This window comes from Streptomyces sp. NPDC111656 (genome assembly GCF_055656965.1).
In genome coordinates this window covers 121867-135480 of the sequence record NZ_JBVKCA010000018.1, presented here as the reverse complement: position 1 = coordinate 135480, position 13614 = coordinate 121867, and the positions used below count along the sequence as shown (strand labels likewise).

The 13614-nt window shown below is 67.7% G+C and carries 10 protein-coding genes and 1 pseudogene; 6 read left to right on the top strand and 5 right to left on the bottom strand.

Translation table 11 applies throughout. The features are described 5' to 3' along the window. Nucleotides 1-178 precede the first annotated feature (178 nt). A complete protein-coding gene (locus ACZ7M3_RS39630) occupies nt 179-388 on the bottom strand; it encodes a hypothetical protein (protein ID WP_472070117.1) in 210 nt (69 codons plus the stop codon). A gap of 234 nt (nt 389-622) precedes the next feature. Between ACZ7M3_RS39630 and ACZ7M3_RS39625 the strand changes: the two genes are divergently transcribed. After that, complete coding sequence (locus tag ACZ7M3_RS39625) at nt 623-1450, top strand: NAD(P)-dependent alcohol dehydrogenase (RefSeq protein ID WP_472070115.1); 828 nt, start codon at nt 623-625, stop codon at nt 1448-1450. A gap of 353 nt (nt 1451-1803) precedes the next feature. Here ACZ7M3_RS39625 and ACZ7M3_RS39620 read toward each other — a convergent pair. Further along, a pseudogene (locus tag ACZ7M3_RS39620) lies at nt 1804-2205 on the bottom strand (transposase); the annotation flags it as partial. Nucleotides 2206-2457: 252 nt separating this feature from the next. Between ACZ7M3_RS39620 and ACZ7M3_RS39615 the strand changes: the two are divergent. The 4 genes from ACZ7M3_RS39615 (at nt 2458) to ACZ7M3_RS39600 (ending at nt 9521) form a co-directional block, all read left to right on the top strand. After that, nucleotides 2458-5385 (top strand): AfsR/SARP family transcriptional regulator, encoded by a 2928-nt coding sequence (locus ACZ7M3_RS39615; RefSeq protein ID WP_472070113.1) that lies wholly within the window; start codon nt 2458-2460, stop codon nt 5383-5385. A gap of 323 nt (nt 5386-5708) precedes the next feature. Continuing rightward, a complete protein-coding gene (locus ACZ7M3_RS39610; RefSeq protein ID WP_472070111.1) occupies nt 5709-6686 on the top strand; it encodes an alpha/beta hydrolase in 978 nt (325 codons plus the stop codon). A gap of 960 nt (nt 6687-7646) precedes the next feature. After that, on the top strand, nt 7647-8534 hold the full coding sequence (locus ACZ7M3_RS39605; RefSeq protein WP_472070109.1) for a helix-turn-helix domain-containing protein: 888 nt from the start codon (nt 7647-7649) through the stop codon (nt 8532-8534). A gap of 93 nt (nt 8535-8627) precedes the next feature. Beyond that, nucleotides 8628-9521, top strand: coding sequence for an IS982 family transposase (locus ACZ7M3_RS39600; protein ID WP_472070107.1), 894 nt, complete (start codon nt 8628-8630; stop codon nt 9519-9521). Between the two features lie 11 nt (nt 9522-9532). Here the strand turns inward: ACZ7M3_RS39600 and ACZ7M3_RS39595 are convergent, their stop codons facing one another. The 3 genes from ACZ7M3_RS39595 to ACZ7M3_RS39585 all read right to left on the bottom strand — a co-directional run bounded on the left by ACZ7M3_RS39595 (nt 9533) and on the right by ACZ7M3_RS39585 (nt 11971). Further along, nucleotides 9533-10348: a transposase gene (locus ACZ7M3_RS39595; protein ID WP_472070105.1), complete on the bottom strand. Its 816-nt coding sequence runs from the start codon at nt 10346-10348 to the stop codon at nt 9533-9535. 30 nt (nt 10349-10378) lie between these two features. Continuing rightward, nucleotides 10379-11011 (bottom strand): DUF4232 domain-containing protein, encoded by a 633-nt coding sequence (locus ACZ7M3_RS39590; RefSeq protein WP_472070103.1) that lies wholly within the window; start codon nt 11009-11011, stop codon nt 10379-10381. Between the two features lie 384 nt (nt 11012-11395). After that, a complete protein-coding gene (locus tag ACZ7M3_RS39585; protein WP_472070101.1) occupies nt 11396-11971 on the bottom strand; it encodes a Dps family protein in 576 nt (191 codons plus the stop codon). A gap of 229 nt (nt 11972-12200) precedes the next feature. Here ACZ7M3_RS39585 and ACZ7M3_RS39580 point away from each other — a divergent pair, with 229 nt between their 5' ends. After that, the gene (locus tag ACZ7M3_RS39580) at nt 12201-13568 is read left to right on the top strand and encodes a dihydrolipoyl dehydrogenase family protein (protein WP_472070099.1); all 1368 of its coding nucleotides are present in this window, start codon (nt 12201-12203) and stop codon (nt 13566-13568) included. Nucleotides 13569-13614: the final 46 nt, after the last annotated feature.

The window sequence follows — 13614 nt, the reverse complement described above, 5'->3', positions numbered from 1 at the left end:
AGTCCTTCGTCGACCATGGCACGGACGACCTCGAACTCTCTCTTGGCCAGCGGGGCTGGCGACAAGTCCCCTGCGCCGCAAGGAGCCGGACGGCCAGTGGGCCCGGCGTGCTCGGTCTCGGCGATCCGCCCATATTCCGCGAACGCCGAAGCGTGGGTGAGTGGATCGCCGACTCGCATCAGGCGACGAGGGTGCGGTCCACCTTCATTTCGTCGTGGTCGATCAGCCAGCGGACGGATTCGAGCACCGCTGCCTCCGGTTCGTAGGGGGCGTAGCCGAGAAGACTCTTGGCCTTGTCGATAGTGAGGCAGTGGCTGGGGTAGAGGTGGCCGCAGCTCTTCGCGGCGTGTTCGGTGGCCGTGGTCTTGCGGAACTGGTCCCAGGACACGGATTGCAGCAAGACGGTCTGTCCGAACCAGCCGTCTGTCGGCGACGAGTGAATCGTGGTTCTGAATCACTTTCCGGAAAGTGATCCAAAACCGGAGTTCAGCCGACGCCGACATGAGCGTCACCCTCCGACCGTGCTGTGACACCTGTGCGGGGCTTTGGACATGTGAAGTCCGGCGGCCGGACGGGGTGCGGCAGGCCCCCGAGCCGCCCCTGCCCCCACCGGTCGTACTGCGTGCCCCGGCATGCTGCCTCGGGCAGCACACCCGTCAAGCTCAGCATCCTGTACTGCGGCATCTGCCACTCCGACATGAACTACGTCAGCGGCGCGTTCGGTCCGCTGCCGACCAGCCCGCTCGTCCCCGGCCACGAGATCGTCGGACGGGTCACCGAGACCAGATTCGAGGTCACCCGCCACCAGGTCGGAGACCTCGTCGGCATCGGCTGCATGGTCAACTCCTGCCGTACGTGCGAGAACTGCCGGGCCGGGCAGGAGCAGTACTGCCTGGGCGGGCACACCCTCGTCTTCGGCAACCCCGACCCGGCCGAGCCCGGCGCCCACACCCAGGGCGGCTGCTCGGAGGCGATCGTCGCACCTGAGGACTTCGTCGTCCGCGTGTCCGACAGCCTCGATGCGGTCGCCGCGGCACCGCTTCTGTGCGCGGGCATCACCGTCTACGCGCCGCTCAAACGCTACGGCGCCGGACCGGGCACCAAGGTCGCAGTCGTCGGCCTCGGCGGCCTGGTACACCTCGGCGTGAAGATGGTCAAGGCCATGGGCGCCGAGGTCACCATGCTCTCGCAGTCCGACCGCAAGCGCGAAGCCGCCACGGGCCTCGGCGCCGACCACTACGCCGTCACCGGCGACGGATCCGCGTTCACGGACCTGGCCAACACCTTCGACATCATCCTCAACACCGTCAGCGCACCGATCTCGCTGAAGGGCTACCTGGGGATGCTGCGTCTGCACGGCACCATGGTCAGCGTCGGCGTGACCACTCAGCCGATGCCGCTGGATGTCTTCCCCCTGTTGCAGAACGGCCGCGCCCGCCCGGGGCTGTAGCTGTCCGACCAGGTGGAAGACCTCCCGAGCCACATTCCCCTGCAGGCAGCGGATGATCTCGCGCCGGGTCTTCCCTTGCCCGTCCGCCGAACACGGAGGCCCCCGTCGGCACCATCAAACGGGGCTCCTCAAATCACACCGATGAAGCCCCTCTCGACGGCTATCGGCGCCACGAGGCAGGGCACCAACCATGCCGCCCGTTCGGGCCGACCCGCAACGGGTGGCCCAGCGGCGGCGGCGCCGCCTGCTGCGGGCACTCGAGGCGTTCGCAGATGCCGCAGCAAGATCGAGGAGCGGACCTCGCCTCTGAGGAACGCCGAGGCCCCCTGCCAGCACCTACCCGGTGGGGGGCCTCAGTGACCATCACGTGTCACACAGCCCCTATGAGGGGGTGCTGACGGTAGCTGTTTGGCCAGGTGGAAGACCTCGCGGGCCGCGTAGCGTTTGAGGCAACGGAAGATTTCACGCCGGGTCTTACCCTCCTTGATCCGCCGCTCGTAGTAGCCCTGAGTGCGCGGGTCGACCCGCAGGCGGGTGAACACGATGCGGTGGAGCGCGGCGTTGGCCTGACGGTCGCCGCCGCGGTTGAGACGGCGGAACTGCCGACGACCCGAGGAACGCTCGACGGGGCTGACACCGCACAGCGCGGTGAAGGACGCCTCACTGTCCAGCCGCTCCGGGTTGTCCCCCACCGTGATCAGCAGAGCGACCGCCGTGTCCGGACCGATCCCCACCACGTCGAGCAACTGCGGGGCGGCGGGCCCGCTGCCGGGTTCCCGAGAGCGAGCATCACCGGCCGGCAGCTCGTGCTGGACATGCTCGACGAACTGGGGAACGAACCGGACATGACCAAGGTGCGGTACGAACTGGACGTTATGCAGGTGGAGACGTTCTACTGATCCCCTGGTCGACCACTGTCAAGGCCACGCCAGCGGCTGACCTGGCCGGTCTTTGCGGCTGCACCCGGATCTCGGTCCGCCTGAGCGAAGACTGATCCGAAGGGAGCTGTGCTGCATCCGTCGGCGCTTGAGGCGGTTCCCGAGTCTGTGGCAGCACGAAGCAATACGGAGCTGGATGTAGTGATGCGGTTCGAGGTGCTGGGCCCCTTGCGCGCCTGGGATGAGGACAAGGAACTGGATCTGGGATTTCCCCAGCAGCGTGCCCTGCTGAGCATGCTGCTTGCTCAAGCGGGACGGCCCGTAGGCACGAGCACGATCGTTGACGCGCTATGGGGAGAAGACCCGCCGGACAGCGCGGTGAACATGGTGCGTCGCTACGTCGGTGGGCTACGGCGCCTGCTGGAGCCCGAGCTTGCGCCCCGGGCGCCCGGACGGCGACTGATCCGTCGTGCGGGCGGCTACGTGCTGCAGGTGGAGCAGGAGGAATGCGACCTCCTGGAGTTCCGAGGTCTCACCGAAGGTGGCACACGAGCGGTAGCCACGGGCAGGACCGAGGAGGCGGTGAGTCACTTCATCAAGGCGCTGCGCCTGTGGCAGGGAGAGGTGTCCATGGGGATTCCTCCTTCCGTGCGGGCCCATGCCCTCTTCAGCTCCATCGAGCGCGAACTCGTGCGCACGGCGCAGTTGGCTGCCGACGCGGCATTGCTGTGCGACCGGGCGGACGATGTCCTGCCGTGGCTGCGCCGGGCCGTCGCCCTGGATCCGTTGAACGAGCCGTTGCACGCCAGACTCGTCATGACGCTGGCAGCCGCCGGGCTCCAGGCAGAGGCGCTGGTGGCCTTCGAAGAGATCAGGCACCGGCTGCTCGTGCAACTGGGCGTCTCCCCAGGGCCCGAGCTGAGCAGCGCCCACATACAGGTACTTCGTCAGCAGCCGCCACCCTCCGGTGGGGAGCACGAATCGCAGGCACCAGAGGCTCCGAAGCAACTGGCGGAAGTCATCGTGCGTCCGGCGCAACTGCCTGCCGAACTGGGAGCCTTCGCGGGGAGGAAGGCGGAGCTCAGCCGCCTGGGAGAGGTCACCCACAAGGTGTCAGCCGGACCGGGGACACCCGTCGCGGTTCTGATCAGCGGCATGGCCGGCGTCGGGAAGACCACACTCGCTGTGAAATGGGCCGCTCAGGTGGCGGATCAGTTCCCGGACGGCCAGTTCTACGTGGACCTGCGGGGCTTCGATCCTGCCAGAAAGCCGATGCCGCCCTTGGAAGCGCTGCGCCACATGCTGGAAGGGCTGGGCGTCCCGCCGGAGCGCATACCCAGTGGCATCGACGCACGGGCGGGATTGTTCCGCAGCATGCTGAACGGCCGGCGGGTCCTTGTCCTCCTCGACAACGCTTGGGAGACCGAGCAGGTACGCCCCCTTCTGGCCTCTCAGGTGGGTTGTCTCACGCTCATCACCAGCCGCAAGGCGCTACCCGGGCTGACGACCGCAGGCGTCCTTCCACTGCCGTTGGATCTGCCCTCTGTCGCAGATGCTCACGCGTCGTTGGTTCTGCGGGCCGGCGCGGAGCGCCTGGCCGCCGACCCGCAGGCCGCCGACGAGATCATCGCGCAGTGCGGACGCCTGCCGCTGGCCCTGGCCATCGTGGCCGCCCGGACGCAAAGGCATCAACATTTCCCGCTGGCGGCCATCGCTGCCGAACTGCGGGACACTCACCGCAGCCTGGACGCGCTTTCCAGCAGCGATCCCACGACTGATGCCCGTGCAGCCTTCACCTGCTCGTATCAGCTTTTGCCTCCCGACGGGGCCCGGTTGTTCCGGCTTTTGTCCCTGCACCCCGGGCCCAGCATCGAGGCAGGGGCTGCCGCCGCTCTGACAGCCCTCCCTGTCGGCAGGGCCCGCCTGATGCTCGGCGAGCTCGCCGACGCACATCTCCTCAATGAAGTGATGCCAGGCCGCTACGGGCTGCACCATCTCCTGCGTACATTTTCCATCGAACTCGCCGCCATACACGACACTCCGGCCGAACGCCAGGCCGCGCAGTTGCGGATGCTCGACCACTATCTCCATACCGCCTATTCCGCAGACTACGTATTTGGCTCGAAGAAGAACCGTCTGGACTTGTCTCCGGCGCAGCCCGACTCCGTTCCGGGGCATTTCACCGACCGCCCCACTGCCCTGGCCTGGTTCACGGCCGAGTGCGACACGCTGGCTGCGGTGATCCCGCACGCCCTGGATGCTGGTTTCTTCACTCAGGCCTGGCAACTTCCCTGCTGTTTTCACGAATTTCTGTACGGCCAAGGGCAATGGGGGCTATGGGCAGCAACCCAGCGCACCGCCGTCGAAGCCGCACGCCTGGACGGCAGCCTCTTCGGGGAGATCACCACTCTTCGTAAACTGGTCAGCGCGCTGGCACATCTGAAACAGTTCGACGAGGCCCGTGAGTATCTTGATCTGGCCTTTGCAGCCGCCCGAGAGCTGGATGATCCGAACGAGCAGGGGTTCACTCATGCAGCGATGAGTGAACTTCTGGAGGCACAGGGAAAATACCACGACTCACTTAGCCATGCCGAGGCGTCGATACATCTGTTTCGACAGACCGGCCTCCGTTCTTCGGAAGCACTTGGGCTCAGCAACATGGCCTGGACCCATGCACTTCTCGGGAACCATGCAGAGGCAATCAAGTGGTCCCTTGTCGCTATCGAGTTGGCACAAAGGATCGGTCAGCCCATGGTGGAAGCCGGCGCTTGGGACACCATGGCATTGGCACACCTGAGGCTAGGCGATTTTCATCAAGCGATAAGCTGCTGCCATCGGGCTCTGAAGGTGCTTCCATACGGCGAACTCTTCCGCCAAGCAATTGTCTGGGAGAACCTGGGCGATGCATGCGAAGGCGCCGGCGATCATCCCGCTGCCCGCTCTGCGTGGCAGAAATCGGCAACCTTGTATGAACAGCTCGAACAGCCGGAGGAGCTGGATCGCCTCGAAGCCAAGCTGGACGGATGCGCGACGAGTGGACAGAACGGCTCGGCGTAAGCGGCGCCAGTAGGCGTAGGTCGATTCGGAAAAAATATCCTAGCATTGCGGCCAGAGGGCCGCTCCAACAACTGATCCTCGCTCCCGGACGAAGCCGCTACGCGTGCCGATCTCGCCGATCTCGCGAGGACAGAGGGGAATTCCGTTCGGTCCCTGCGTATCCGCAGCGGGGAATCCCAGTGCGCCAGGAAACCACATGTGTGCACTCCCGGACTATGTCTCCACCTCCTTGCGGCCCTAGCGTGTGCGCGGCACTCCCGCACCCCACCAGGTCTGGCTGACCGCCGGAGTTGCTGCCCCCACGCAACCAAGGAGCACATCAGATGTCTGACGTCGCCGGCTGTCTCGTCGCTCCGGTTCTCGAGGCCGTGGCAGCCTTATTCGCCAGGGCGACGGCAAACTCGCCGTTCCTTTTCGAGCTGTCGCCCTCTGAAGGGCGCTTGGCGATCGAGGAGGCTCAGTCGTTTGATGACGTCCGCAAGTTGGCGGTGGACGAGGAGTGGGTCACTGTTACTGGCGGCCCCACGGGCGGCGTCCGGGCGCGGATCGTTCGTCCCGCCGGCGCCGAGGGCACCCTGCCGGTCGTCCTCTACCTTCACGGCACCGGCTGGGTGTTCGGCAGCGCCCACACCCACGACCGCCTGGTCCGCGAGCTCGCCGTCGGCGCGAACGCCGCCGTGGTCTTTCCCGAGTACGACCTCTCGCCCGAGGCCCGCTACCCGGTCGCCATCGAGCAGAACTACGCGGTCGCCGAGTGGATCGTCGGGCAGGGCGCGGCAAGGGGCCTGGACGCCACGCGCCTTGCGGTGGCCGGTGACTCGGTCGGCGGCAACATGACCGCCGCGCTGACCCTGATGGCCAAGGAGCGCGGCGATGTCCCCTTGGTCCAGCAGGTGCTGTTCTACCCGGTCACCGACGCGAACTTCGACACCGGCTCCTACCACCAGTTCGCCACCGGCTACTTCCTGCGCCGCGACGGCATGCAGTGGTTCTGGGACCAGTACACGACCGACGAGGCCGACCGCGCCCAGATCACCGCCTCCCCGCTGCGCGCCACCACCGAGCAGCTCACCGGCCTGCCCCCGGCCCTGGTCATCACCGGCGAGGCCGACGTCCTGCGCGACGAGGGCGAGGCCTACGCGGGCAAGCTCCGCGAAGCCGGCGTCCCGGTCACCGCCGTGCGCTTCCAGGGCATCATCCACGACTTCGTGATGCTCAACGCCCTGCGCCCCACCCACGCCGCCCAGGCCGCCATCACACTCGCCACCGGCACCCTGCGCACCGCCCTTCACACCACCTGAACCAGCTTCTCAGTCACTGCGACTAGCTCCGGGCTGGAGGCACGAGCCGGCGCAGGATGCCGGCTCTGCCCCTTTCGTCAGCTTCGGGCCAAGATGAGGATGGCGGCGAGGTGCAGTGCCGCATGGTAGGCGATGGCGAGTTCTCGCCGCGGCACGGCCAGGCCGCGCCGCGGCGAGCCGGACGAACTGGGCCGGTTGGATGTGCCTCGCGGTAATCGCGCCCACGCGCCGAATCACCGCTGTGTGGCTTCCAGTTCGCTTGCGGGCTGCTTGAGGACCGAGTGGTCCTCAAGCAGGCGCAGACAATGGCGCTGTAAACGCGCTCGCTGGCCGCCTGCACCGCAGTCTGCTGACGGGCGACGGGTTCGCGTACTCCGCGACGACTCCGCCGACACCGAGCAGGTCCACCCCTGCTGCCCTCTCGCCGGGCAGCCCGGCGCTGGGCACCAGCCGCAACCGACTGCCCAGCCTGATCGCTGCAGGAGCCGATCCGCTGCCGCGGGAACTGCCGCACCCTGGACGCCCACGCTTCGCTCGCCCTGCGTATCGGCTTTGAGCGTCTGGCCGCCGAGCCGAAGCAGCCCACGAGATCATCACCGGCGCGGCCGCCTGCCCTTGGCCATCGCTGCCGCGCATGCGACGGCTTTTTGGCCGCCGCTGCTGCCGACGCCGTCAACCAGCCTCGGGGTCAGAGGCAGCGGAGGTCCGTCACTCCTTTTTCACTTCTTTTGCACACCTGCCGACCTACGCTCCCGGCGAAGTGGATGACCGTCTGTTCGGGCCGACCGGGGAATCCGCGAAGCAGGGGATTCCCCGCGCTCGACCCTGTCGCCGCTTCACATAACGACTGTTCGGAGGCGACAGCAGATGATGTTTAGTACCAGCACCCTCGAGGCCCTGGGCGGCGAGACGGGTTCGCCACAGCCGCCTTTGCGGCACGACAAAGTGTGCCGGATGCCCATGGGCCTCGACATCGTCCTCACAGACGGGGCGCCTGCACTGTTGCTTCAGGAGAGGCGGCCGCACCCGGAGTGGGGCGCGCTGGGCGATGGTCCAGGCCGTCCCCGACGCCCCCAGCGGCTCATCGCCCGTGACAGCGGCGACTATCTCTTCGTGGGTGTCCGAGGAGGCCGTGGCGCACCCTCCGTGCAAGAGGCCGCGGATATCTTCCTCGGCCCGGGAGATGTCTGCTTCTACGACGTGCACCATCCGCCGACGCTGGACTTCCCCGAGCATTTCCGCATGAAGGTGTTCCTCGTCTCGCGTGAGCTGCTCAGGCTCGAGGAGTCCGAGGTGCACCAGCTCGCGAAGGCTCCTGTCACGCGTACCTCCTGTCTGGGCACATTGCTGTCGCCGCTCCTGTCTGACCTGGCCGACGCCGCGTCGGCGGCCCAGCCTCCGGTCGGTGCGACGCTCGCCTGGAATGCCGTGAACCTGCTGGCCACCCTCGCTACGGAGCAATTGGGCAGGGACGCGACGGGAACGCCCGACGTACAGTCGGCGTTGGTGCCAAGGATCCTGGAGTTCATCGATCTGCATCTGGCCGACGCAGATCTGTCTCCCGAGGTGATTGCCAAAGCCCACCACATTTCCGTGCGGTACCTGCATAAGCTCTTCAAGAACGAAGGCAGGACGGTCGGCCAGTGGATCCGGCGCCGCCGGCTGGAGGAATGCAGACGCGACCTGATGCTTTGGGCCCGGGGGAACCGGACCATCGCGGCGGTAGCCGGTCGCTGGGGCTTCACAAGTGCCGCCCACTTCAGCCGGGTTTTCCGAGCAGCATACGGTGTGTCTCCCCGCGAATGGCGGGACACCGCCCGCTGCGGTACGCGAGTCGGCCACGGCTGATTCGCGGTCCAAGATCTCTTGGAGACCTAGACGAGTCATTCCGAATGCTGAGGGTGTGTCCGGGAACGCAGACGGGGCGTCCAAGATCGTTGTGTGACGAACAACCTGGACGCCCTGCTGACCGCACTGTACGTGAAGATCGACGACGAGATCGGAGGTATCCGACGGCTTGGCCGACCGCCGAAGCTGACGGATTCCGAGCTGGTCACCCTTGCCGTGGCGCAGGCTCTGCTGGGCTTCACCTCGGAGTCGCGCTGGCTGCGGTTCGTGGACTCCCGGCTGGGAGCGATGTTCCCGTACGTGCCCAGGCAGCCAGGCTGGAACAAGCGGCTGCGGGCAGCGTTGCCGCTGGTCAAGAAGGCAATACGGCTGCTTGCTGTCGATACGGACTTCTGGTTCGACAGCCACTGGATCGTCGACTCCACGCCGGTGGAGTGTGGTCGCTCGCGGCCGACGGTGAAGCGGTCGGACATGGCCGGCTGGGCCGGATACGGGTACTGCGCCTCGCACTCCCGGTTCTTCTGGGGCCTGCGCCTGTTCCTGGTGTGCACCCCGACCGGGATGCCCATCCTGTGGGCACTGGCGAACCCGAAGCCGGACGAGCGGGAGGTGCTGTCGGCGATGCTGGACCGCGAACCGCACCTGGCCACAGACCGGCCGAGCCTGCTGGTGATCGCGGACAAGGGTTTCGCCTCCAAGGAGTTCGAGGCCGATCTGGCCTTCCGGGGCGCGCAGTTGCTGCGTCCTTCCTTCAAGCGCGAGAAGAAGCGCAAGGGCGAGAGCCTTCTGAAGTCGGTGCGGCAGCTGACCGAGTCGGTCAACGACACCCTCAGAGGTCAGCTCGACCTGGAACAGCACGGTGGCCGGACCTTCAAAGGTGTCGCCGTCCGCGTCGCCCAGCGCATCCTCGCGATGGCCGCCGCGGTCTGGCACAACCACAAGACCGGCCAGCCCGTCATACGATCCTTGATCGCTTATGACCACTGATCACACAGCCCCTATGAGCGGGGGTCTGGCTGCAGCTGTTTGACCAGGTGGAGGACCTCCCGGGCCGCATAGCGTTTGAGGCAACGGACGATTTCACGCCGGGTCTTTCTCTCCTTGATCCGGCGCTCGTAGTAGCCCTGGGTGCGCGGGTCGACCCACAGACGAGTGAACACGATGCGGTGGAGCGCGGCGTTGGCCTGCCGGTCGCCGCCGCGGTTGAGACGGCGGAACTGCCGGCGCCCCGAGGAACGCTCGACAGGGCTGACACCGCACAGCGCGGCGAAGGACGCCTCGCTGTCCAGCCGTTCCGGGTTGTCCCCGGCCGTGATGAGCAGAGTGACTGCCGTGTCGGGACCGATACCCACCACGGTGAGCAGGTGCGGGGCGTGGCGTGCCGCGAGCCGGGCCAGGCGGCCTTCCAGGTCCTGGATCTGCTCGGTGAGCTGCCCTATTCGCCGGGCCGGCAGACACAGGGCAATGCGGGTGGCCTGCAGCACCGTCTCTGAACCGTCCTCGTGGTTCTCGCCGTCGTCGGCGAGCGCTGCGCAGGTGCGGAAGAGTTCTGCGTCGTGCAGTACGGCCAGTTCTTCCCGCAGGTTCGGGTCGGCACTGACGAGGACAGCCTTGAGCTGATTGATCGCCTGGGTGCGGGCCTTGAACCCCGACCCCTTGGCGAGTTTGTACATCCGGGCGATCTCCACCGGTCCGTCGCCTGACTTGGCCTGGGCGCGTGCCCGACCGCTCAGCATCGCCCTGGCCGCGTTCTGGGCATCGAGCGGGCGCGACTTGCCGCGCAGGCGGCGGTCGGTGCGGCCGGACCGGTTCACGTCGCTCGGCCGACGTCGGCTCCTGGGAGGTCAGCCGCCGTCGCCCGGCCTGAAGGGGCTCACCTGCGGGACCGACGCCTTGCCCGTGTTGGAGACCTTGCCGCCCTTCCACGCCACCTTGAAGGACTCGGTCTCGTCGGGCGGGGTGACGAGGACCGCCGTCGGGGTCACGGTGGTCACGCCGGTGACCTCCGGGTTGGTGAACGTCAGCGCCGACCACGCACTGGCGCCGGGCTTCAGCGTCACCGTCGGCTCCTCCTGGCCGGTGGGCCGCTCGGGGTCCGGTGTGACCGCCTCGCCCGCGCCGTCTACGAAGGCGATGCCGGGAAAGCCGTAGACCGTGCAGGTGCGGCCGGAGCCGTTGGTCAGGACGACGGCGAAGTTCTCCTGACCGGCTCCGGGATCGTTCGGGCCGATGGAGGCACGCAGGTCTGAAGTGCGGCAGCGGACGGACGTCGCGGGGGACGCGGAGGACCGCGTCGGGGCCGCTGACGTTGCCGACGTACTCGCGTTCGGGGTGGTACCGGCGACCGGGCCGCTGCCGGTGGCACTGACACCCTTGTCGGAGCTCGTGCATGCGGTCAGTGCGACGGCCAGGGCCCCAGCCGCTGCCAGAGCCAGGGTGGCTCGGCGGCGTCCAGGGGGTCTCGGTTGGCTGAGCATGCTGCTCCTGACTTGGTTCCGCGCGGCGGTCCGGATACGAGGCCGCTGCGGTCACGCTAAGGATGAGTCCGGGAGAAAGATTGGCCGTCAGCGCACGGTCCGGGGCCTGGCAGTGCACGGGCCGGTCACCGCCCGGCCGCCTTCACCACGACTGTCCCCGCCCGGAGCGCGGCCACGGGGCCGGCGCCCGGTTCCCCTTCAAGAGCCCGCGCCGTGCCGGCACGGCGGAGTGCCGCGTGCAGCCGCTGGGCCGTCGGCATGAGCCGAGGGGCTCTGTCACCGGGACGACGGCCTCCACCAACCGCGGATCCACGCCGTGTAACGGCACGACACGGCGTTGTTCACGCCGAGCCGCAGCTGCCGGCACCGGCGCTTCATGCCCGTTCAGGCACGGACCAGAGGGGTGTCCACCAGGTGCTCGGCCAGGAACCACGCCTGGAGTTCGCCGGTCCGGATCACCTGTGAGACCAGCAGGTCGTTGGTGCCGTCGTCGCCCAACTCCCCTGTGCGTGCAGCCGCGTCATGGGCCTCGGTCAGGATGGTCTCGTGTGCTTCCAGCAACCGCGACAGCATGGCCGGCACCTGCTCCACACCGTCCGGCGGGCGCGGGATCGAGGTGATCTCGGCGACGTGCCGGGGGTCCCCCACCGCGACACCGCCCAGGGTCTGGACCCGTTCGGCGAGGGCATCGACGAGCTCGAGTTGTTCTCCCGCGTGCTTGTCCAGCACCAGGTGCAGTTGGTAGAAGGTCGCCCCGCGCATCAGCCAGTGGTGCTTCTTGTAGAGGCCGTAGAGGATCTGCGTGTCGGCCAGGACTTTGTTGAGTCGCTGGCAGGAGTACATGCGGGCTTCGTAGGACAGACCGAGGGGGAACTGCTTGACGGTCCCGAACTCCTGGATGATCTCGCCCTTCTGATGCAGCCGCGGCTGGCTGCTCACGTGCTGGGAACTGGTGGTCATGATCCGCCTCCTGCGATCCGGGCTCTGTTGCAGCAGTGACACTAAGTACCCGCGCGGCGGCCTCGTTGCCCAAGAGTGCATGCGGCGTTGCTCGGCAGCGCACCGAGCCAGGGAGCGGTCCCGCCGTTCGTTCTCGGGCAAGCCCCCGTGCGCTGGCGGGCACGGCCCGGTGCTTCGCCGCCTCTAGCCTCTCGCGGACTGAGTGCGTCAACGAGCGGCAAGGAAAGACATGAGAGTGAGCGAGCAGGCCGATGTGGTCGTCCTGGGTCTGGGGCCCGGAGGCGAGTACGTCGCGGGAACGCTGGCAGAGGCCGGGCTGGATGTGGTGGGGATCGAGGCGGAGCTCGTCGGGGGCGAGTGCCCGTACTGGGGGTGCGTGCCCAGCAAGATGATGATCCGGGCCGGGAACCTGCTCGCCGAGGCAGGTCGCGCGCCCTCCCTCGCCGGTGAAGTGAAGGTGACTCCCGACTGGAGCCGGGTTGCCGGACGCATCCGGGGCGAGGCCACCGACGACTGGAACGACGAGGTGGCCGCCGACCGCCTCGCGGCGAAGGGCGGCCGGCTCGTCCGCGGAGCGGGACGGCTCACCGGGCCACGCCAGGTGACGATCGGCGGGCGCACGATCCAAGCCCGGCAGGGTGTGGTCCTGGCCACAGGGACCCGGCCCCGGATTCCTCCGGTCCCGGGCCTCACGGAGACGCCGTACTGGACCAACCGGGACGCCATGGCGGCCAGGGAGCTGCCGGCCTCGATGATCGTGCTCGGAGGGGGCGCCATCGGCGTGGAACTCGCCCAGGTCTTCGCCCGCTTCAGATGCGCGGTCACCGTGGTGGAAGGGCAGGACCGGCTGTTGTCGCAGGAAGAACCGGAAGCCGGGCATCTGGCCGACAAGGTCCTGCGGGGGGACGGCGTCACCGTTCTCACCTCGGCCCGGGCCCGACAGGTCAGCCATGACGGCACCGGCTTCATCGTCCATCTCGAGGATGAGTCGGAGCCCTTGCGCGCCGAACGGCTTCTCGTCGCCACCGGACGCCGTGCCGACCTCGCTGCGGTCGGCGTCGACGCGGCGGGTCTCGACCCTTCGGCACAGACCGTGCCGACGGACGGGCAGATGCGAGCCGGGGAAGGGCTCTGGGCGATCGGCGACATCACCGGCCACGGCAGTTTCACGCATGTGTCGATGTACCAGGCGGAGATCGCCGTACGGGACATCCTCGGGAGTCCTGGCCCCGATGCCGACTACCGGGCGCTGCCCCGGGTCACCTTTACCGACCCCGAGATCGCGGCCGTGGGACTGACGGAGCGTCAAGCACGCGACCAGCAGCTGCGGGTGCGCACCAGCCTGCTGCCGATCGCCTCCTCCACGCGCGGCTGGATACACGGGCCGGGAAACGAGGGCTTCATCAAGCTGGTCGAGGATTCCGAGCGGGGCGTGCTGATCGGGGCGACCTCGGCGGGACCGGCGGGAGGGGAGGTGCTGTACGGGCTCAACGTCGCCGTCCACGCGGAAGTGCCCGTCGAGCGCCTGAAGCACATGATCTACACCTATCCCACCTTCCACCGAACTGTGGAAGCCGCTCTGGGAGCCCTTCGCTGAGCCGCTTCTCCCCAAGGCGTACGCCGCGAGTCGGACGATGGCACGG

What these genes read in the sequence shown, in the direction of transcription:
- ACZ7M3_RS39610 (WP_472070111.1), top strand. Translation starts at nt 5,709, where the DNA reads ATGTCTGACGTCGCCGGCTGTCTCGTCGCTCCGGTTCTCGAGGCCGTG.
- ACZ7M3_RS39605 (WP_472070109.1), top strand. Translation starts at nt 7,647, where the DNA reads ATGGGCCTCGACATCGTCCTCACAGACGGGGCGCCTGCACTGTTGCTT.
- ACZ7M3_RS39590 (WP_472070103.1), bottom strand. Translation starts at nt 11,011, where the DNA reads ATGCTCAGCCAACCGAGACCCCCTGGACGCCGCCGAGCCACCCTGGCT.
- ACZ7M3_RS39585 (WP_472070101.1), bottom strand. Translation starts at nt 11,971, where the DNA reads ATGACCACCAGTTCCCAGCACGTGAGCAGCCAGCCGCGGCTGCATCAG.
- ACZ7M3_RS39580 (WP_472070099.1), top strand. Translation starts at nt 12,201, where the DNA reads ATGAGAGTGAGCGAGCAGGCCGATGTGGTCGTCCTGGGTCTGGGGCCC.